Origin of the sequence: Bradyrhizobium monzae (assembly GCF_021458635.1) — a bacterium.
Lineage (GTDB): Bacteria > Pseudomonadota > Alphaproteobacteria > Rhizobiales > Xanthobacteraceae > Bradyrhizobium.
Window position 1 is genome coordinate 34,418 of the sequence record NZ_JAIRDQ010000015.1, and the last position, 18,839, is coordinate 53,256.

Below are 18,839 nucleotides of genomic sequence, written 5' to 3' on the forward strand. Positions count from 1 at the left end.
ATATAGTGAAGCAGATTTGCATGTTCACATGACTTTTGCTTAAGTTACGGAAATGACGACTGCCCCTCCGGACTTGCGAAGCCTCCAGATTGTTGCCGCTGTCGCGGACTCCGGCAGCATGCTGGAAGCATCTCGCCAATTCGGAATGACGCAATCGGCGGTGTCTCAGGCCGTGCGACGTGCCGAAGCCGCGGTCGGTGTCGCGTTCTTCAATCGTAGCCGCCGGCCACTCACGCCGACCCGGGCGGGACGCATCCTTGCAGATCGCGTTCTTGATTTGAACCGAGACTTTGAAACTCTGCTCAGCACGCTCCGCGCTGCGGCGGAGCAGTCTGAACGTGTTGATCTCCGGCTCGGCCTCGTCGATTCCTACGCGGGCACCGTTGGTGCGCACCTCGTCAAGGAGCTGATGACGGGGTCGATCGCGCTAAGCCTGTCGGCATGGTCGGGTCTTGCCCACTCTCATGCGGAAGCGTTGGTGCGACGCATGATCGATGCGGCGATCACCTGCGATGCCATGGACGATCTGTATGACGTCGAGCGCTTTCCGTTCTACCGCGAGCCGTATCTGCTCGTCGTGCCACGCGGACTGGAAGCCGAATTTGCCGATCTTGATTTGCGAGAAATCCTCGCCCGGCATCGCCTGGTCCGGTACAGCGAGCGCTCCTATGTGGGCGCTCAGGTCGAGCGCCATTTGAGCCGTATGGGAATTCGTCCGCCACGGGCCTTCGAGTTCGACACCTCGGACAGCCTGGTCGCGATGGTCGCGACGGGTATGGGCGTGGCGATCACCACACCGCTGTGTCTGTTGCAGGGGCTGGCTCATGCGGCCCAAGTCAGTGCTCTCCCGCTGCCGGGGCCTGGATTTTTTCGCGAGCTGCTGTTGGTGACCCGCCGCGGAGATATCTCCTCGCTGGCGCCGCGCATCGCGGAGATGGCTCGGACAACCATTACAATGCAGGCGATGCCGCGCATCCGGACGCTCGTGCCCTGGTTCACCCAAGACTATTAGCAAGACTATTAGCAAGACTATTAGCAAGACTATTAGAACGAAAAAGCCCGGCGTGAGCCGGGCTTTTTGTTTACGATCTGGTCTTGCGTCAGCGACGGAACATGCCGCCCATCATGCCGCCGACCACGCCGCCCATGAAGGCCGCGCCGGCATCGCCGCCGCCACCACCGCCACCGCCGCGATGCTGAACCGGTGCGCTCTGCGCCGGAGCAGCACGACGGGCCGGCTTCGGGCTGTCATCGCTGGCGGTTGTCGTCGACGCCACGATCTCCGACAGCAGGGCCTTGTGCTGCAGCTTGTTGAGGAAGCCCGTCGACGGATAGCCGCGGGCCGCCTGCCAGCGCTTGAGCACCGTGCGGGTCTCGTCGGTGAACGCGCCGGTCACCTTGGTGTCGAAGCCGAGCCCGTTGAGGCGGCGCTGCACGTCGCGGCGCTGACCCTTGTCGAGGCCGATCTGGTCCTCGGTGAGCTGGCTGGCGTCATCGGTGAAGGTGGCGGGATCGACCCCGGCATTGAGGTTGCGGGTGGTCGTCGACGGACCGTTCTGAATCGCAGCGAGCCGCGCCAGCGCCAGCGCCTTGAACTGGCCGTTCGGATAAGCGGAGAGGTAAGCGTTGAGCTCTTCCGGCTTGTTGGTTTCCTTCACCGAGCGCCAATATTCGAGCTCGACACCGTCGGAGCTGCTGCTGGCCGAAGCCGCCGGCGCGCTGCTCGAGGCCGTCGGTGCCGCGTTAGCCACCTGCTGGGTCTGCTGCGCCGGATTGAGATAGACGGCGCCGATCAAATTAGTGTGGCCCCAGGGCAGCTGGCCCTTGTGGGTCTCCTCGTTGACCTGGGCGCGCACCGAGGTCATCGCCTGCTGGATCTCGACGCCGGGTTTGGTGATGTTGTCGATCAGTGCGCGGGTGAACGGGCTGTTGTTGCCCTCTTGACCGTCGAGCGCGGTCTGGCCCGGACCGGTCGCGAACGCGATCAGCGTGCCTTCGCCGGATTTCATCTCGGCAAGACCGCTCTGCACGTTCACGCTGCGGGTCGCCGAATTCGACTTGATCTTGGCGGCGAAGGGATTGTCGCGGCAGGCATCGAGGAAGACCAGCTTGACCTTGGCGTCGCCCATGGTCTGGTCGAGCGTCAGGTCGATGTTGATGGCGGCGCCCAACTTGACGTCCATCTCCGACTTGATGTCGGCATCGACGGGCAGGAGATAGTTGCTGCCGCCGACGGCGATGCCGTGACCGGCATAATAGAACACTGCGACGTCGGAGCCCTGCGCCTTCCGGCCGAAATCCAGGAGCTTCTCGGTCATCTGGTCACGGGAGAGATTGGATCCTTCGATCACTTCGAAACCGACATTGCGCAGCGTCGATGCCATCGCCCTGGCGTCGATCGGCGGGTTCGGCAATTGCGCGACGTTCTTGTAGGCGCCGTTGCCGACGACGAAAGCGACGCGGCGGTCGGCCTTGGCGGCGCTGACCGACAGCGCCATGCACATCAGCGAAGCGATGATGGTGAGAGTGCGCATCTGAAATCCCCAACAGAATCGAATGACAGGCAGCAACAAATTGGCGTCGAACCTACACGAAAGCGCCCGGCCTCGCGCTAGCAAAACGACGATTCACCCAACTGACCCAACCTGTTGCCCTGTGACCGAGCGTGCACGATGCAGGTGCTCCCTCAACGTGATCCAAATCACGCTCGACCACTTTGATTTGTCGCCTCAGGCCGTGCGCCGGTTCACTGTGCGCGAGCAGGAACCGGCGCGGCCGGCTTCAAATTCAGGAGATTGCCGAACAGGATCAGGGCCGCGCCGAGTACGGTCCAGGCATCGAGCCGCTCGGAATAGAGCAGCCAGCCGGCGGTGGCGGTGAGGGGGACCCGCAGGAAGTCCATGGGGACCACGATGGTCGCGTCCGCATAACGCAGCGCGCTGGCGAGGCAGTAGTGCGAGAAAGTGCCGCAGACCCCGATGACGAAGAGCCAGCCCCAGAGGGTGGCTGACGGCCAGGTCCAGACATAGAGCGTCGGCAGCAGGCCGACGACCATCTGGACGATGATCATCCAGAACAGGATCGACAAGGGGCTCTCGGTCCGGGTCAGCGATTTCGCCAGGATCATGGAGATGCTGAAGCCGATCGCGGCGCCGAGCGCGATCAATTGGCCTGGGTTGATCTCGCCGGTGGCCGGTCGCACGATCATGGCGACGCCGACGACGCCGAGTGCGACAGCCGCGATCTTCCAGACGGTCATGCGCTCGGCCAGGAACGTTGCAGCCAACAACGCGGTCCAGATTGGCATCGTGAATTCGATCGCGACGACCTGGCCGATCCCGATCAGCGTCAGTGCGTAGAACCAGCCGAGCTGCGCGAAATAATGGACCCCGTTGCGGGCAAGGTGCTGGGGCAAGCGTTTGGTCGCGACCGCCTTGAAGCCGCCGGAGCGATAGATGATCGGCAGCAGCAGCGTGAAGCCGATCAGCGAGCGCACTTCCATGATTTGGAAGACATTCAAATCGCGTGTGGTCTCGCGCCCGGCGACCGCCATGACCAGCATCAGCGACAGCCAGCCGGCCATCCATAGTGCTGCCATCGTTTTTGACGGTGTCGGTGTCATCGGGGCGCGGGAGATCGAATTCGAGGGGAGGCCGGTATCGGCGACATCGTCGCTGTTTGCAACGGCCAAATCTGCCGGTGCAGCGATGCGTGGCGCCGTGCTAAGCCAAGCACAGATCAACAAGAAAATCGGGAGATATCCGCTCATGCGTATCTTGCAGCCGGCTGAATGGAAGAAACCGCGCGGCTTCTCACATGGCGTGGTGGCGGAAGGGCCGGGCCAATGGGTCGTGCTGGCCGGGCAGACCGGCGGCGACGAGGCCGGCAATTACGAGCCCGACATGGCCGCCCAGGTCGCGACTGCGCTGAAGCGGATCATCAAGCTTCTCGCGGAGGCCGGCGCCGGCCCCGAGCACATCGTACGCCTGACCTGGTATCTGACCAGCCGCAGCGAATATGAGGCCGCAGGCGCCGGCATCGGTGCGGCCTGGAAGGAGACGCTCGGGCGCAATTTCCCGCCTTCGACGCTGCTTTACATCGGCGGCCTCGTCGACGATCGGGCCAAGGTGGAGATCGAAGTCACCGCTTTCGTGCCGGGCGCATAAAAAAGATCCGGCGCGAGCGCCGGATCGATCGTCGTGTTACTGCTATGCCTTACTTCGACAGCGAGATGTCGGCGCCGCGGAACTGGCTGTCCGCGCGCATCCTGACGCTCTGCTTGTTGCCGGACGTCCGCAGCGAGATACTGGCATTGAAGCCGGCGGCCGAGGCCACCAGCTCGTAGGTTCCGCCGCTACCCTTGCCCTGCAGCGAACCGCTGATGTTGCGGCTGGTCTCACTCCAGTTGCCGACGATGGCGCCGCCCTCGGCCTTCACGTTGGCGCCGAGGTTGAACTTGTAGGCGTCGCTGGCGCAGGTCAGCGACATCTCTAGGGTCGGGCCGACCGGAGCGTATTTGGCGCGGCAGCGGATCCGCTCGGTCGAGCCGTCGTCCAGGGTGACCGTGCCGACGCCGCTCCAGCTTCCCGCCAGCGGCGCGAAGGGGCCGGACTGAGCCTTGCTCTCCGAGCTGGCAACAGCTGTCACAAACAAAACGGCGGCCGCCACGAGCAGCCGCCGGTTGAGGAGGTTAGTCCCGAATAGTCTATTGGCGCGATGCTTCCCACCGCCCGCTGCACGGTATGCCTGCAGATGCTCCATTCCACTTCCCCGATCCGGCGTTGCCGCTGAGTTGACCGTTGGCATATGCACCATTGATCGAAACTTTCACAAGTCCCCCACTGCCGATGGTGCCGGAAACGTTAGCGCCGGGAGCAGTGATTCTGCCGTCGGCAACCGTCAGCATGGAGCTTGCGGTCGGTTCGCAGGTGCCGGTCTTGGTCACGATCGTAACCTGCCAGTTGCCGTCATAGGGGGTCTGGGCGATGGCGGGGGCGGCGAGGGTGGCAGCAATAATTGAAGCGGCACAGAACGCCGCGATGCGGTCAAAACGCATGAATTCCGTCCTTGAATCTGTCTGATATGCTGTCGTTATTCAGACCAAATGTGACGGAAATTTGATGCGATGCAAGGTCGAAAATTGTTCCTATGGAAACAATGGTTTATTTGCGTTTCCGGTTCCAATTTTCGAAGCAGAATCAATGCGGCTTCGCGTTAATTGTTAACGCGAGGGGGACTCACGAAAGACTCGGTGCCGACGTCGCGAACTGTTCGTCCTGAACTTTCGACGGCAGGGCCTTGTGGACCTTGGCGTAATCGATCACGTCGGCCAGCAGCTTGAGGCCGAGCGGAGCCAGCGCACGCTCCCAGAGCTCGCGTGCGGTCTCGCCCTTCTTGACGAAGCACCAGTCCTGGGCGGCGATGGCGCCGGCGTCCATACGGTCGGCGAGGTGATAGATGGTGCCGCCTGCGATCGGATCGCCTTCCTTGATGGTCCATTCCACTGCGGCCTTGCCGCGATGGCGCGGCAGCAGTGATGGGTGATAGCCGATCCCGCCGAGCTTCGCTGCGGCCAGCGCGTCCTTGCCAATCCGGGCGTGGCTGTGGGCGGTGATGATCAGATCGGTGTCGGGGGCGATCTCGGAGGCCACCACCAGCTTCGGATTGGCCTGCACCGCCACCTCGATGCCGGCGGCCTTGGCGGTCGCGGCCAGACGGTCATCGGCGTCGGCCACCACGACCCGCACGATCCCGACGCCGTGCTCGCGGAGCATGTTCAGGGTGGTCACGCCGAAATGGCGGGAGCCAACGAGGGTAATGCGCATGGGTGTCCGATCCGTCTCGCAGCTGCGTCATCCCCCGATAACACGTCAGGCCGTCCTGTCACCACCCGCGCGGCGTTTGCGCCGGTTATCAACAACGCGCAGGGCACGTGGGGAGGATGAACTCGGCGATTGCGCCGTCGGTCGTTCCGGTGCTTCCATGGGGGATATTGCGACCTGCCCGGAGCGAGCACATGCGGTGCGCTTGGTTTGTCCTTCTCGCTGTCCTGATTGCGGCCGCTCCGGCTCGTGCGGGTGGGCCGTACCCGGCCGTTCCGCCCGAGAACGGGGTGGCGCCCTTCATCGGACCGACCTGGGATGCCTATCGGTGCGCTGAAGGCACGATCTACAATTTCTACCACGACGCCTATTACGGCGAGGAGCCGCCGGCGCTCTACCGCGGCTATGCCTACAGGCCGTATTACCGCTACAGCGCCTATCGCAAATGGCCGCGCAAATATTTCTGCGTCACGGACTAAGCGTTGCCGCTGGGCACCAGCGCGCTGCCATCATCACGAAATCATCAAACGGTAACGTGTTCTCAACCTCGCCGTCGTATCGACGAATCCGTCGCGGATTTGTATTGCGTACCGCGACACCAAAAATGTCCCTCCGGCGTGGGTGCGCCGCGCGGGCATTTTTGCCGGGACCGATTTTCATGCCGAACGCCATTGAGCAGATCGTGGACGCCTATGTGCGGCTGAAGAACCGCCGTGGCCTCGACGAGCTGATGATGCACAGGCAACGGCTCGCGGTCGATCTGAAGAGCAGGTCAGGCCGCTACGATTTCAGCGTGCCGATCAGCAAGATCGACGAAGAGATCGCGGTCATCGAAGCCGGACTGGCGAGGCTCGCGGCGGATGCGCCCGAGCCTGGTTCGACGCGGTTCCGCTAACAGTGCTCAGTCGCGCCGGCCGCCGTCGATGACGGTGAACAGCGGCCGCGCCGGGGTTGGCTCCTCCAACAATTCCTCGACCAGCGCCGTTGCCGCATCGACATATTTGCGCGTCGGCTTGTCGAGCTCGCGCTTCGCCTCGTCGTCGAGTGCGACTTTGGCGGCTTCGACCAGCTTGCGCATGCGCCCCGCGTGGTCGTCGCCGGCCGTCAGCGTCGCGCGCGCCAGCGAGCGCAGCACGAACAGCTCGCCTTCGAGGCGAAGCAGACGGTCGTTGAGCCTGGTGATGACTGCGTTGAGGTCGGCCATAGCTTGCTGTTCGTTGCAGGGGATCCCGACCCGTCTAGCGGTGATCGGTGAACGGAGTGCAAACGCCGAAGGTGCAATTGGGCCGATCTGTCGCGTCCCTGATCACGCCAGTTTCGGCGGCGGCTGCGCTTTACGCCGACGTCCGCGCCAGATAGTCGCGGGCGAAGGCGAGATACCAGTCGAGGCAGGCGGGATTGGCCATCGCCTCCTTGTTGATGACCTTCTCCACGGGCTGGCCGAGCAACAGCTTCTTGATCGGCAGCTCCTGCTTCTTGCCCGACAGCGTGCGCGGAATCTCGGCGACGGCAAAAATCTCATTCGGCAGGAAGCGGCGTGACAGGCCGGCCTCGATCGCCTTGTTGATCCTGGTCTGCATCGCGCCGTCGAAGGCCACGCCCTCGCGCAGCACCACGAACAGCGGCATGTAGCTGTCGCGGCCGAGATATTCGAGGTCGACGACGAGGCTATCGAGCACTTCCGGCAACGCCTCGATCGCGGAATAAAGCTCGCTCGTGCCCATCCGCAGCCCGTGCCGGTTGATGGTGGCATCGCTGCGGCCGTAGATCACGCATGAGCCGTCCGGATTGACCTTGAGCCAGTCGCCGTGCCGCCACACCGGCCCGCGGCCGCTGCCGTCGAAATTGTCCGGATAGGTCTCGAAATAGCTCGCCAGATAGCGCGCGTTGGCCTTGTCGTTCCAGAAATACAGCGGCATCGACGGCATCGGCTCGGTGCAGACGAGCTCGCCGACCTCGTCGATCACGGCGCGGCCTTGTTCGCTGAAGGCTTCGACGGCGGCTCCCAGCAGGCGGCACTGCATCGCGCCCGGCGTCTGCGGCAATTCGCGGTTTCCCCCGATGAAGGCGCCGGCGAAATCGGTGCCGCCGGAGATGTTCGCCCACCAGATGTCGGCCTGCGCTTTGCTGCCGTTGATCTTCGACAAGCCAGCGAAGCGGTCGTTGAACCAGGCTTGCGTGTCGGCGCTGAGCGGCGAGCCGGTCGAGCCGAGGCAGCGCAGTCGTGACAGATCGCCGGCGCCGGTGAGATCGACCTCGGCCTTGGCGCAGTTGGCGAAGAACGCAGCACCGGCGCCGAAGAAGGTCGCTTTCGATTGCGCGACGAAGCGCCACGACGTGGTCCAGTCCGGCTTGTCCTTGGTGCCGCCGGGGCTGCCGTCGAAAATGCAGCAGGTGGTGCCGCTAAGCAGGCCGCCGACCTGCGAATTCCACATGATCCAGCCGGTCGAAGAGTACCAGTGATAGCGTTCGCCGAACGAGTTCTGGTGATACGAGCAGCCGATGTCATTGTGCAGGCCGAGCAGCGCCAGCACCACGATGACGATGCCACCATGGCCGTGCACGATCGGCTTCGGCAGGCCGGTGGTGCCGCTGGAATAGACGATCCAGAGCGGATGATCGAACGGCAGCCACATCGGTTCGAACGCGTCGATCGCAGCGCCCGTCTTCGCGGTGATGTCGGAGAGCAGGCCGTCCGGCGCCGCGGGCGCTGCGGCGTCGCTGTGCAGAATGACATGCTCGACGCTCGGCAGCGATCGCCGCAGCTCGGCAACGACGTCCTTGCGATCATGCCTGCGCCCGGCATAGGTGACGGCATCGCAGGCGATCAGCACCTTTGGCTCGATCTGCTTGAAGCGGTCGATCACGGCGGGCGCGGCCATGTCGGGCGCGCAGACGCTCCAGACCGCGCCGAGGCTGGCGCTGGCGAGAAACGCGATGATGGTCTCGGCGATGTTGGGCAGATAGGCCGCGATGCGGTCGCCGGGCTTGATCCCCTTGTCCTTCAGATGCAGCGCGAGCGCGGCCGCCTTGCGTTTGAGCTCCGGCCAGCTGGTCTCACGAACCTTGCCGTCCTCGCCGCCGCTGACGATCGCGGGCAGGCCGGCGGCATGCGCAGCGTCGACATGCCGGAACACCTGCCGCGCATAGTTCACCTGCGCGCCGGGAAACCAGACCGCGCCAGGCATCTTGCGCTCGGTGATGACGGCCGCAAACGGCGTCGGCGATTGCAGATCGTAATAATCCCAGATGCTGCGCCAGAACCCGTCGAGATCGCGCACTGACCATTGCCGCAGCTCCTCGTAATTCGCGAAGGTGAGGCCGCGCTGCGCGGCGAGCCAGTTGCGATAGAGGGCGATCTGGGGAACGAAGGGAGCGGTCATTGCGTATCGGATTCGGTTGCGGGGAAGGGGAATGTAGCTGGTGTCGCAGCGTAGCAGAAGACGTAGTTCGCGCAGATTGCGTTGACCGAGAGTTGGATCTGCCTGCACTGTAAGGCTTTGGGGACGCGACTATTTCCACGAATTCGTCATTGCGAGCGCAGCGAAGCAATCCAGAGTCCCTCCGCGGAACGATTCTGGATTGCTTCGCTGCGCTCGCAATGACGGTGGATGGAGAGCCGTTGGAGATCATCAACTTACATTTCCGTCGCAAGACACACCTTCGCATTCTCGCGGCGCGTTCGCCCGAGTCTTGCGTCGTCCTTTTGCCCCTGTCGAAACAAGGGCGCAGGGAAGGCCGGGCGCCGGCGGCACCCGCGATCCGTGCGCCATAAAATGCACACGGGGTGGACCACAGGCTCAGCCGAACGCCCGGCCTTCCCTGCGCGATGGTTTACGGCGTACTTCGTGCTCTCCCCGGGGAGCGATGCACTATTGCCCCCGTCGCCCTGCGGATGGCTGATGCGGCTACCCGGTTGGGCCGCACACATCACCACAGGACTTGACGCACAGACTCCGGGCGTCAGGACCACACGACTTGGCCGTCCGCGCACGTCCTCGCTGGGACTTCGAGCGCTGGCGTGTACTCACGCCCGAAGCCATGCGAAGACGCTGTCAGCGTCGTGTCGTGCGCGTGATGGTGGTCGCTCACGGCGAAAGCCGCCCTGCAATTCCGATCAAGCCCGACGCCGTCGCGTCCATCGCTGCCAGTCCCGCGGTTCGTGACGATCGCGATCCGCCCCTTGTCTCGGGTCTGGGTGTTTCGCTTGTACGACAAATCCGAATTTCGGTAAAGTGGAATATATTTGTGCGGGAGGATTGACAAGCAAGGCCGAGAATTTGCGCGAGGTGTTTTGCCTCGACGGGAGGACGGTTCTCTGGACGCAGGTCTTTGCTCCAATCGGTGTCTTAGGCACGATCAGCAAGCAGCATTGCCCCGGCTTTGATGACACGGGATCGTTTGCCCGAGGAACGCCATGCGGCTTGTTCGGCTGTATCGGCTTGATGGCAGTCGGCGAGTTCGTAGCGCATGATTCAAGCCACGGGTATGCGAGCTTGAATCACGGGAGGGCTGGCCAGACGTAACGCTCCTGGCGCTTTTGGACAGAAGCGGACATCGACCAACCGACAAACTAAGCCGAAACGGTCGAGGATGACCCAAAGCGGACATCGTTCGTCCAAGCGTCTTGCGCGACCCGTTAGTGTCACTTCATCGTTTCGATGTCGCCAGGCTTCCAGCTCTTGTTCAAGGCGGCTTCGGTTGGGCCGTAGAGCCTGAGGATGGCGAAGTACCCCCTGCCGGGCACCGTGGCGAGCCAGTTGCCTTGTTTGCCTGCCGGTGCTTGAGGGGAAAGGTAGATATCCGTACTACCGTCAGGATTTTGCGCCGGCTTGTCGCGCGAGCCGAACGAGGGGAAAGGCTGGCCGTTGGCGAGACCCGAGGAGTTCGCTGCATCGTAGAGCGTCACCGACCAGAAGATGGCAGCCGGGATGTTGGCCGGCAGCCTTAGACGATAGTTGCTGCCGCCCGACAAGGGTGTGCCCTCGCCATCGGTAAACGCCATCAAGTAGTTGGCGCCCTTGCCGGGCGTGATGGACACCATGCCAGGGCTAACCGAGTAGTAGTTGGTGAAGAAGTTGATCCGGGCGTCGAGTGCCAGATACTCCCCGGCTGTGTTTATCCAGGACAGGTTCAATGGCCCGAAGGGCTTCGATGGCGTGCCGTCGGCGAAAGGATTGGTCCAGTGACGGTCCGGATAAATCCGGTAGGAGCGGCCGCCTACGACGTCTTCAAAGCCAAGGACCCGGCTCATCTTGTACGCGGTCTTCGCGGCCCGATCGAGAACCTCCCGCGCCTGCGCATCGGGTGTGAACGGCTGGCCCTTGACGATGCCGATCGCCGCCAGCATGCCGAGCCAATCGGGGCCGGCAAGACTGTCGCCCTCGCGGTCCACGAGAAGCTTGAGTTGATCGAAGGCGCCGCCGTCGCTGATCGGCAGCATGTTGACCGGGACACCGGAGGCGTCCGGGAATTTCATCGGCTTGGCGGAAGCCTCCCCATTCAGCGGATATATCTTCGTCAGTTCAAGGTGCGCGACGGCCGGCGTCAGATTTTTCGGGTCTTCATAGAACCCGCGCAGGAAGATGAAGACGTTGTTTGTCCCGGAGCGGTAGACGAAATGTCCTTCCGGCACCGCTCCCTTGTGGTCGGGTGGCAACAGCAGAAACTTTCCGCCCTTGCCAGCGTCCGGTCCAGCAAGGCCGACATCACCCGCGAACTTGCCACCATCAACCGGAATTGGGCGCTGCCAGTAGTCGAGCAGGATGCCTTGCAGCCCAGGCGGCGCTTCCATCACAAGCGGACCATCCTTGCCCAAGTCAACGTAGCTCATGGCATAGAGGACGTCGGAGTTGGGGGTGGTGACTTGGGTCTTTGCGTCGAGGCGCTTTTTCCAGATCGGCAGGACATTGTAGCCAGCGCCGAACGTCTTTTCGGACCCGACCTGCATGCCTAGCGTGTTGATCAAGGGCAACGCCCAGAGATAGGTCTGCGTCGCTCGTTGGAACAGCAACTCGTCGCGCAGGGTCTGCGCGGTCTCCTTCGTGGGCCGGCCTTCCGCGAACGGGAGGTTGGCGAGTTTATCGAAGCCCGTCTCCTGAGCGAGGGCCTGCGTTGCAAGTCCGCCCGTTGCAAGCACGCCAAGGAGTGCAGCGGCCATGAAGCTCTGGGTGCGTTTGGTGTCCATCGTTGCCTCCGCTCTTCGATTTGTCGCCTCACTTCACCTTCTCGACGTTCGGTGGCATCCAGCTTGCGTCGAGGACAGGTTTGTCAGCCCAGTAGGCGCGAAGGTAGAGCGAGAACGTTCCGTTGGGAGCCGGCACCCAGTTGGCTTCCTTGTCTTTGCCGGGAGACGCCGCGCCGAAGTGCAACGTGAGCGAACCGTCCTGGTTGTATTGCAGCGCTTTGTTCTTCGTGCCGAGCGAGTAGCGGTTGAGCGCGTTCGGATGGAACAAGTGGTACTGATCGTATAGCGTCAGCGACCAGAAGCCTTTGACCGGCGGCAGTTGCCCTTTCGGGAAGGTGACTGTGTAGCTGCTCTGACCATCGAGTTGCTGGCCCTGGCTGTCGAAGTCCCGATAGATGTACTTCGTCTCGTTGGGTCTGTTGTCGTACATGTTGGACTTGGCAGTGCCCGTCCGATTAAGATAGTCGGTGCCCCACTGCGCATTGTTCACAGGCGAGTTCCAGCCGTTGCCGGCAGACTTGCCGTTGTAGCGCCAGTGGAAAAACGGAGAAATCAACTCATCCTCCGCAGTGACAGCTGTTTCCTTGAGGGTCTGCTTGAATGTCGGATCTTTGTCGGCGGCCTCCAATACGCTGCCGATCCACCTGTAGAGTGCTTCCTCGCCGGGAAGCGGTGGCACCTCCTTCATCACTTCGGGAAGCTGATCAAAGAAGGCCTCCGGCACGACCCACTTCGTCTCGCCTTTTTCTGACGTGTTCGGCACCGGGAAGTTTGGAATTTTGCTCCAGTCCTTGGTCTTCATCTTCCCGTCGAACTGGCTGATCGGATAAAACATGATCTGGTTAAGCACCGGCTGGATGGCCTTGGTGTCCTCGACGGTGTCGTCCTTGAAAATGCGCGGGGCGGCAAAGGCGAGGTCCGTGGAAGACCGCACCACGGCGTTGATGCCCGCCGGTGTCGCGCCTTTCCAGTTCGGCCCGACGATCAAATAGAAGCCGGGCTTCGTGCCGTAAGCCTTGCCAATTTCGCCGAACTCGTCGGTGCGTCCGTCATAAAGTGCGTACACCCAGAAGCGGTCACCGAAATCCGGCACCTGAAACACGACCGGCTCGTTGTCGAGCGCAAAGTAGCCACCGCCATACACCACGTCCTGATTGGGACAGGTGATGAACGATTGGTCCGGTTTGATGTAATCGGTCAACATCGTGACCTGGCCAATGGGCGCAACGGGCACGACGCCTCCAAGGAGGCCTTGTTCAGGTGCCTTCCCGAAGGCCACACGACGGTTATGCGAATTGACCAGTGGCCATCCCCAGAGGTAGGCCATCCGGCCGACCATCTGAACATACTCCTTGGTCATAGCGGTGCCGGGCGGCGGCCCGGGGACTTCGGCGGCAGTTGTGGGAAGCGGCACCTGCTGCGCCTGAGCACACATGGTCCCCAAGCCGAACGCGAGAGCGACAACGGTTTGGATGGCAACACCGGTGATTTTCATGACCGACCTCCGCAAGATAGTGGATCGAGAAGGTTCCAAAAGCAGACTTGCGGAGTGCTGCGGCAATTAGAGCAACTGTGAAGCGGCCTCGTCCGCGTAGCCACGTCTGCAGCAGAAATCATGAAGGGCTTCGAGACGGGCCTCAATTGATCCAGATCAATAGAAATAGATTGGATCAGCCCGTGGAATAGCGGCTCAAGCCCCCGTTAGTCGGCAAGGGGCCGATTTCCGTTTGTGGCCCCAAGCCGAACAGCATTCAAGCCATTGGGATGTCGGCTGCGGGAGGTAGAGCATCGAGTAGACGCTGGGGCCGCACCGGCGTTCACCGCAGCTTATGACCCAAAGTGGGTGTCTCGAAGTTTTTTGAGCACTGCCGCCCAGGTTGCTGCGATCTTATTCTCAAGAATGCTACATCTAAGAAATCAGCCCAATTTGGGAGAGTTGCCGTGTTGCGACGCACCTTCCTCGGAATAATTTGCGCGGGACCGCTCAGTGCGCCGCGAATTGCTGATGCTCAATCCGGAAAGATTTGGCGAATTCGCTTGGCATAACTTTTACAGATAGCCTGATTGCGCAGGCTGACACGGTCATCGAGTAGGGAAGAGGTCGGCTATCGGCCCATCGCGACATTCGCTGTGGTCGTGCAAAGGCGGTCGGAATGGGAGCAAAAGCGGACATCGCGATGCGCCGAAGAGCTGGGTCATGCCCGAGCTTGATCGAGGGGAAACGGCCAGCGCTTAGCTCTTGCCTTGCCTCGATCTACCACCCGACCCCGGCCCATCGCCGCCCGAACACCGGCGGCTTGGTCTTCACCGCCGACCAGCCGAAGAAATGATGATTGCCGGACCAGCTGTGCACCACGCCGCTGCAGATGCTGCATTTGAACTGGCCTGAATGGGGCTCGGCATGCTCTTCCCTTGTCGCAGTGTAATTCATGCTGCAACCGGGACAGGTGAATTCTTCGATCGTCCAGAGACTGTTGGCCATCGCACCGCAAGTGTTTTTGGGACCTGAAGCAAAGCCTAGGGGTAGGCCTTTGCATCGGCGTAAACCGGCCGGCTGAAATCCGGTTAATCGTCGTTAGCCAAACCGCCTCCGACAGCGGACACTGCAGCATTTTCCCGGTATTCGCAGCGCCGACCAGTCCAAATCGCGCCGCCGGTCGGTCCAAGCGCGCCTTTGATCGGGCAGCTAGATTTCACCCCATCGCCCTGATCGGGGAGGGCAAAGGTCATTGGGGGATGAGATCATGGGCAAGAAACTGATTTTGACGGCTGCGTTGTTGTCGCTGGCAACGCCGGCCTTTGCGGCTGACATCATCAAACCTGCGCCTGTCGTCAAGGCGCCGATCGCGCCGGCTCCGATATTCAGCTGGACCGGCTTCTATATCGGCGCCCATGGCGGTGGCGCCTGGAGCAAGTGGAGCGGCATGGATCCGACCGACCCGGCGGCGGGCTGGAGCTCGGTGACGGCCAGCGGCGGCGTGGTTGGCGGGCAGATCGGCGGCAATTACCAGATCGGCAATTTCGTGGTGGGCCTCGAGGGCACCGGCGCCTGGTCCAGCGTCACGCTCAACGCCGGCGGCCCGTTCGGCGGCGGCGCCGGCTTCAACCTGTCGCTGAAGAACGACTACATCGCAACGGTTGCCGGGCGCTTCGGCGTCGCCTTCGATCGCGTGCTGCTCTACGCCAAGGGCGGCGCGGCCTTCACCCGCGACAAGTACAGCGCCAATAATGGCCTGGCCGGCGCGCTCGCCGGTTCGGCCAACGGCAGCTTCAACCGCACCGGCTGGCTAGCCGGCGGCGGCGCTGAATGGATGTTCATGCCAAACTGGTCGGTGCGGGCCGAATACAACTACATGGGCTTTGCCGCGATCAACGAGCAGCCGGTGACGACGGGCAATCTGGTGGCCTCGCCGGCAAACGTAAAGCTGAACATCCAGACCGGCACGGTGGGCGTCAACTATCACTTCTGAAGGCGCGCGTCCGGGCGCCTTCATCACAGCGGTTTCATCTTGAAGCACGACGCGGCCGGTCCCCGAGGGGCCGGGCGCGCCCGGTCGTCTTGACGCCCGGCTCTTGGCTGGCAATAACCCTAGCCCGCGCAAGTACCGGAACCCGCGTTGATGCCGCAAGGAAAGCCGTGCCTGTGAAAAGTCTGCGTCAGCTTCTGACGGGCGATGACGTCATCCAGCTCGTGATCCGGCTCGGCCTGCTGGCACTCCTGATCCTGTGGACGCTCTACATCATCCGGCCGTTCGTCCCGATCCTGGCCTGGAGCGGCGTGCTCGCGGTCGCGTTCTATCCAGCCTTCAGCTGGGTCGCCAAGATCCTGGGCGGCAGGCCCAAGACCGCGGCTGTAATCCTCACCCTGATCACGCTCGGCATCGTGCTCGGCCCGGCCACGTGGCTCGGCGTGAGTGCCGTGGACGGGGGCAGGGAGCTGGCGCACGAGCTCGGCACCGGCGACCTCGCGCTCCAGACGGCGCCGGAATCGATCAAGTCATGGCCGGTGATCGGCCCGACGCTCTACGAGCTCTGGGATCAGGCCTACACCAATATCCGCGCCGTGCTGCGCGAGGTCGCGCCCTATCTGCAGCCGCTGGCGGGACCGCTGTTGTCGCTCGCGGGTGATGCCAGCCTCGGCACGCTCCAGTTCCTGGTTTCGGTGTTCGTGGCCGGTTTCCTGTTTCCGCACGGGCCCCGGCTGGTTGCGGCCGGACGCGGTTTCCTGTCGCGCATCGTGCCCGAGCAGAGCGAGCATTTTCTCGAGCTGGGCGGCGCCACCATCCGCGCCGTTGCGCAAGGCGTGATCGGCGTCGCCATCGTGCAGGCGCTGCTTGCCGGCATCGGTTTCAAGCTCGCCGCCGTGCCGAGCGCCGGCCTGCTCGCCTTCATCGTGCTGCTGCTGTCGATCGTGCAGATTGGCGCCTTCCTCGTGCTGCTGCCGGTGATCATCTGGATCTGGACCGCCAAGGACGTCACCACTGCGTTGCTGTTCACCGTGTTCTTCGTCCTTGTCGGCTTCCTCGACACCATGCTGAAGCCGCTCGTGATGGGACGCGGTCTCAACACGCCGACCATCGTGATCTTCGTCGGCGTGATCGGCGGCACGCTCGCCCACGGCATCGTCGGCCTGTTCATCGGGCCGATCATCCTGTCGGTGGCGTGGGAGGTGGCGGCGGCGTGGATTCGGACCGAGGACCGAGCCGCGGCTGCGAAGCCGAATGCGCTCCCGCCGGCCGACGAGGTTCGCTAGCCGGGCAGCCCCGGCGGGTTGCCCGGGCGTTCACCGCACCTCGCATGCGTGTGGACAACGATGGACGCCGACGGTATCCGGGGAGGTCGCCGAACTTGTCTAATGAAATAGACAAGTTACCATGGCGCGATTCTGTTTTCAGTTTGCGACAGTTGTAATGGCGAAGTCTTCCAAGCTGGTTGCCGCCAGGCGCGGCAAGGTCCTGTTGGTCAGGCGACGGTCGGATGGCCTGTGGATGTTCCCCGGCGGCCGCAAGCGCGCGCGCGAGTCCGACAAGGACTGTCTGCGCCGAGAGATCAAGGAAGAGCTGCCCAAGCTGAAGCTTGGCCGGATCAGCCTCTGGAAGGAAGTGACGGCCAAGAACAAGCGTTCGGGCCGCAAGATGAGCGACGCGATCTTCATCGCCAAGAGCGCCAAGGGCCGGCTTGCGATCGGCGACAAGAAGGAGCTCGACCGCGCCGCCTGGCAGAAGCCGCGTGGGATCCGCCTGACCGCAACCTCGCGCTACATCCGCGATCGCCTGTTTCCAAGGAAGCCACGCCGGACGTGAGCCGCCATGGTGTGACAAATCGCCCGATCATTCCGCGCGGCATGTGTGAACCAGTTCACAAGCTGCCGCGGAGAGGGCTGCTATAAGGGCGTCATTGCCTTACCAATCCATTTTCCTTGAAACGCCCCAGTGTCTCCGCGCACTGGGGTTTTTCGCGTCGGGCGCCCGTCTGCTCAGCCTTGCCGCCGCAAAAAGCCGGTGATCGTGACCTTCTCCCAGATGCCGGCCGCCGCGAACGGATCGGCGCGATTGAAGGCCTCGACCTCGGCACGGCTGGGCGCCTCGATCAGGAACAGGCTGCCGATCATCGTAGCGCCGTCGTCGGAGACCAGCGGTCCCGACATCACGATCTTGACGCCGACGCGCGAAGTGTCACTGAGAAACGCCTTGTGGGCATCGTAATTGGCAAGCCGCGTCGGCAGTGCGCCGGCGCGGTCGATGGCATGGATGGCAAATAGCATGATGTCTCCGGGAGTTTTCTTGGGGACGGCTGTCATCCCAGCCGTCCCGGTGTTGAATACGCTGAGGTTATTTCGCGCCGAGCTTGCTGGCCTCTTCGAAGGTCGGGCAGGTGCGCTGCTCGAGCGGCTGGTCGAACGGCTGGTAATTGTCCTTGGTGATGACGGTCGGCTTCAGCACGATCTCACTGATGATCGGCTGGTTACGCAGGCTGCGGACCGCCATCATGGTGCCGAGGCAGCCTTGGTAAAAGCCGTTGTAGTCGCCGCTGGCGAGCAGCTTGCCGGACTTGATCGCGTCGATCGCCTCCTTGGTGCCGTTGATACCGATCACCTGGGCCTTGCGGTTGGCGCCGTCGAGCGCCTCGATGGCACCGACCGCCATGGCGTCGTTGGCCGCGAGCACGCCGTCGATCTGCGCATTCGACTGCATCAAATTCTCCATGACCTGGAGCGCCTGGAGCCGCTGATAGTTGCCGGGCTGCGAGGCCAGCAATTTGGCGCCCGGATTTTCCTTCAGCGCGTCGTTGAAGCCGCGGACGCGATCGACATTGGTCAGCGAGCCCTTGACGCCCTCGATGATGACGATGTTGCCCTTGCCGCCGAGCGTCTTGAGCAGGAAACGCGCGGTCTCGAGCCCGAGGCTGTAATCGTCGGCGCCGACGAAGGAGAGGAATTTTCCGCCGGCGGAGCGGTCGGTGATGTTGACGACGGGAATCTTGGCGTCGTTGATCTTCTCGACGCCGGGCACCATCGCCTTGTAGTCGACCGGCGTGAACACGATCGCGCTCGGCTTCTTCACCACGACGTCCTCGATCTGGCTGAGCTGCTCGGGGATCGAGTCCGGCTTGGTCGGAATGTACTGCAGCGTCTTGGCGTTCAGCGTCTTCGCCATGTTGTCGGCGCCGACCCGCACCGTCTGGAAGAACGGGTTGGTCTGATTCTTGGTGAACACGGCGATGGTCTCGCCGTCGGCGCGCGCCTGCGTCGTGAGCGCAGCCGCCATTACGAGCGGCAGTGCGAGATAGCCCAGTCTCTGTTTCATGTCGTCTCCATCCCCATTTTGGTT

The 18,839-nt window shown here is 62.8% G+C and carries 19 protein-coding genes; 7 read left to right on the forward strand and 12 right to left on the reverse strand.

Translation table 11 applies throughout. The features are described from left to right. Positions 1 to 52 precede the first annotated feature (52 nt). Entirely contained in the window at positions 53 to 1,012 is a 960-nt protein-coding gene (locus tag K3F49_RS35925) for a LysR family transcriptional regulator (RefSeq protein WP_276575452.1), read from the forward strand. A gap of 88 nt (positions 1,013 to 1,100) precedes the next feature. Here the strand turns inward: K3F49_RS35925 and K3F49_RS35930 are convergent, their stop codons facing one another. Then, the gene (locus tag K3F49_RS35930) at positions 1,101 to 2,534 is read right to left on the reverse strand and encodes a caspase family protein (protein WP_234685594.1); all 1,434 of its coding nucleotides are present in this window, start codon (positions 2,532 to 2,534) and stop codon (positions 1,101 to 1,103) included. 212 nt (positions 2,535 to 2,746) lie between these two features. Beyond that, positions 2,747 to 3,622 carry a DMT family transporter gene (locus tag K3F49_RS35935; RefSeq protein WP_234685707.1) on the reverse strand — a complete coding sequence of 292 codons (876 nt, stop codon included), beginning with the start codon at positions 3,620 to 3,622 and terminating at the stop codon, positions 2,747 to 2,749. 145 nt (positions 3,623 to 3,767) lie between these two features. On the opposite strand from K3F49_RS35935, the gene K3F49_RS35940 reads away from it, so the two are divergent. Beyond that, positions 3,768 to 4,166 (forward strand): RidA family protein, encoded by a 399-nt coding sequence (locus K3F49_RS35940; protein ID WP_234685595.1) that lies wholly within the window; start codon positions 3,768 to 3,770, stop codon positions 4,164 to 4,166. A 49-nt stretch (positions 4,167 to 4,215) separates the two neighbouring features. Here the strand turns inward: K3F49_RS35940 and K3F49_RS35945 are convergent, their stop codons facing one another. From K3F49_RS35945 to K3F49_RS35955, 3 genes are all read right to left on the reverse strand, one after another. After that, positions 4,216 to 4,761: a hypothetical protein gene (locus tag K3F49_RS35945; protein ID WP_234685596.1), complete on the reverse strand. Its 546-nt coding sequence runs from the start codon at positions 4,759 to 4,761 to the stop codon at positions 4,216 to 4,218. After that, the gene (locus tag K3F49_RS35950) at positions 4,706 to 5,056 is read right to left on the reverse strand and encodes a hypothetical protein (RefSeq protein ID WP_234685597.1); all 351 of its coding nucleotides are present in this window, start codon (positions 5,054 to 5,056) and stop codon (positions 4,706 to 4,708) included. The genes K3F49_RS35945 and K3F49_RS35950 overlap by 56 nt, the downstream gene beginning before the upstream one ends. Positions 5,057 to 5,237: 181 nt before the next feature. After that, on the reverse strand, positions 5,238 to 5,825 hold the full coding sequence (locus K3F49_RS35955; protein ID WP_234685598.1) for a formyltransferase family protein: 588 nt from the start codon (positions 5,823 to 5,825) through the stop codon (positions 5,238 to 5,240). A 287-nt stretch (positions 5,826 to 6,112) separates the two neighbouring features. On the opposite strand from K3F49_RS35955, the gene K3F49_RS35960 reads away from it, so the two are divergent. Both K3F49_RS35960 and K3F49_RS35965 read left to right on the forward strand, forming a co-directional pair. Next, on the forward strand, positions 6,113 to 6,301 hold the full coding sequence (locus K3F49_RS35960) for a hypothetical protein (protein WP_234685599.1): 189 nt from the start codon (positions 6,113 to 6,115) through the stop codon (positions 6,299 to 6,301). A 179-nt stretch (positions 6,302 to 6,480) separates the two neighbouring features. Next, positions 6,481 to 6,717: a hypothetical protein gene (locus K3F49_RS35965; RefSeq protein WP_234685600.1), complete on the forward strand. Its 237-nt coding sequence runs from the start codon at positions 6,481 to 6,483 to the stop codon at positions 6,715 to 6,717. A gap of 6 nt (positions 6,718 to 6,723) precedes the next feature. On the opposite strand, the gene K3F49_RS35970 is transcribed toward K3F49_RS35965, so the two are convergent. From K3F49_RS35970 to K3F49_RS35990, 5 genes are all read right to left on the reverse strand, one after another. Next, complete coding sequence (locus K3F49_RS35970) at positions 6,724 to 7,026, reverse strand: hypothetical protein (RefSeq protein ID WP_234685601.1); 303 nt, start codon at positions 7,024 to 7,026, stop codon at positions 6,724 to 6,726. A 130-nt stretch (positions 7,027 to 7,156) separates the two neighbouring features. Continuing rightward, positions 7,157 to 9,205: an acetoacetate--CoA ligase gene (locus K3F49_RS35975; protein WP_234685602.1), complete on the reverse strand. Its 2,049-nt coding sequence runs from the start codon at positions 9,203 to 9,205 to the stop codon at positions 7,157 to 7,159. 1,262 nt (positions 9,206 to 10,467) lie between these two features. Then, complete coding sequence (locus tag K3F49_RS35980; protein ID WP_452101155.1) at positions 10,468 to 11,982, reverse strand: DUF1254 domain-containing protein; 1,515 nt, start codon at positions 11,980 to 11,982, stop codon at positions 10,468 to 10,470. 55 nt (positions 11,983 to 12,037) lie between these two features. Then, positions 12,038 to 13,504, reverse strand: a complete 1,467-nt coding sequence (locus K3F49_RS35985; protein WP_234685604.1) for a DUF1254 domain-containing protein — start codon at positions 13,502 to 13,504, stop codon at positions 12,038 to 12,040. Between the two features lie 759 nt (positions 13,505 to 14,263). Beyond that, positions 14,264 to 14,491: a hypothetical protein gene (locus K3F49_RS35990; protein ID WP_234685605.1), complete on the reverse strand. Its 228-nt coding sequence runs from the start codon at positions 14,489 to 14,491 to the stop codon at positions 14,264 to 14,266. 262 nt (positions 14,492 to 14,753) lie between these two features. Here K3F49_RS35990 and K3F49_RS35995 point away from each other — a divergent pair, with 262 nt between their 5' ends. From K3F49_RS35995 to K3F49_RS36005, 3 genes are all read left to right on the forward strand, one after another. Further along, entirely contained in the window at positions 14,754 to 15,479 is a 726-nt protein-coding gene (locus K3F49_RS35995) for an outer membrane protein (protein ID WP_234685606.1), read from the forward strand. 167 nt (positions 15,480 to 15,646) lie between these two features. Next, positions 15,647 to 16,762 carry an AI-2E family transporter gene (locus tag K3F49_RS36000; RefSeq protein ID WP_234685607.1) on the forward strand — a complete coding sequence of 372 codons (1,116 nt, stop codon included), beginning with the start codon at positions 15,647 to 15,649 and terminating at the stop codon, positions 16,760 to 16,762. 157 nt (positions 16,763 to 16,919) lie between these two features. Continuing rightward, positions 16,920 to 17,312, forward strand: a complete 393-nt coding sequence (locus tag K3F49_RS36005; protein WP_234685608.1) for an NUDIX hydrolase — start codon at positions 16,920 to 16,922, stop codon at positions 17,310 to 17,312. A 173-nt stretch (positions 17,313 to 17,485) separates the two neighbouring features. On the opposite strand, the gene K3F49_RS36010 is transcribed toward K3F49_RS36005, so the two are convergent. Both K3F49_RS36010 and K3F49_RS36015 read right to left on the reverse strand, forming a co-directional pair. Continuing rightward, positions 17,486 to 17,773, reverse strand: a complete 288-nt coding sequence (locus K3F49_RS36010; protein ID WP_234685609.1) for a YciI family protein — start codon at positions 17,771 to 17,773, stop codon at positions 17,486 to 17,488. Between the two features lie 67 nt (positions 17,774 to 17,840). Then, on the reverse strand, positions 17,841 to 18,815 hold the full coding sequence (locus K3F49_RS36015; protein WP_234685610.1) for a sugar ABC transporter substrate-binding protein: 975 nt from the start codon (positions 18,813 to 18,815) through the stop codon (positions 17,841 to 17,843). Positions 18,816 to 18,839: the final 24 nt, after the last annotated feature.

Excerpts from the sequence above, each read along its gene's own strand:
- K3F49_RS35985 (WP_234685604.1), bottom strand. The coding sequence starts at position 13,504 with ATGAAAATCACCGGTGTTGCCATCCAAACCGTTGTCGCTCTCGCGTTC.
- K3F49_RS35965 (WP_234685600.1), top strand. The coding sequence starts at position 6,481 with ATGCCGAACGCCATTGAGCAGATCGTGGACGCCTATGTGCGGCTGAAG.
- K3F49_RS36005 (WP_234685608.1), top strand. The coding sequence starts at position 16,920 with ATGGCGAAGTCTTCCAAGCTGGTTGCCGCCAGGCGCGGCAAGGTCCTG.
- K3F49_RS35980 (WP_452101155.1), bottom strand. The coding sequence starts at position 11,982 with ATGGCCGCTGCACTCCTTGGCGTGCTTGCAACGGGCGGACTTGCAACG.
- K3F49_RS35955 (WP_234685598.1), bottom strand. The coding sequence starts at position 5,825 with ATGCGCATTACCCTCGTTGGCTCCCGCCATTTCGGCGTGACCACCCTG.
- K3F49_RS36015 (WP_234685610.1), bottom strand. The coding sequence starts at position 18,815 with ATGAAACAGAGACTGGGCTATCTCGCACTGCCGCTCGTAATGGCGGCT.
- K3F49_RS35970 (WP_234685601.1), bottom strand. The coding sequence starts at position 7,026 with ATGGCCGACCTCAACGCAGTCATCACCAGGCTCAACGACCGTCTGCTT.
- K3F49_RS35940 (WP_234685595.1), top strand. The coding sequence starts at position 3,768 with ATGCGTATCTTGCAGCCGGCTGAATGGAAGAAACCGCGCGGCTTCTCA.
- K3F49_RS35935 (WP_234685707.1), bottom strand. The coding sequence starts at position 3,622 with ATGACACCGACACCGTCAAAAACGATGGCAGCACTATGGATGGCCGGC.
- K3F49_RS35950 (WP_234685597.1), bottom strand. The coding sequence starts at position 5,056 with ATGCGTTTTGACCGCATCGCGGCGTTCTGTGCCGCTTCAATTATTGCT.
- K3F49_RS35925 (WP_276575452.1), top strand. The coding sequence starts at position 53 with ATGACGACTGCCCCTCCGGACTTGCGAAGCCTCCAGATTGTTGCCGCT.
- K3F49_RS35995 (WP_234685606.1), top strand. The coding sequence starts at position 14,754 with ATGGGCAAGAAACTGATTTTGACGGCTGCGTTGTTGTCGCTGGCAACG.
- K3F49_RS35930 (WP_234685594.1), bottom strand. The coding sequence starts at position 2,534 with ATGCGCACTCTCACCATCATCGCTTCGCTGATGTGCATGGCGCTGTCG.
- K3F49_RS35975 (WP_234685602.1), bottom strand. The coding sequence starts at position 9,205 with ATGACCGCTCCCTTCGTTCCCCAGATCGCCCTCTATCGCAACTGGCTC.
- K3F49_RS36010 (WP_234685609.1), bottom strand. The coding sequence starts at position 17,773 with ATGCTATTTGCCATCCATGCCATCGACCGCGCCGGCGCACTGCCGACG.
- K3F49_RS35990 (WP_234685605.1), bottom strand. The coding sequence starts at position 14,491 with ATGGCCAACAGTCTCTGGACGATCGAAGAATTCACCTGTCCCGGTTGC.
- K3F49_RS35945 (WP_234685596.1), bottom strand. The coding sequence starts at position 4,761 with ATGGAGCATCTGCAGGCATACCGTGCAGCGGGCGGTGGGAAGCATCGC.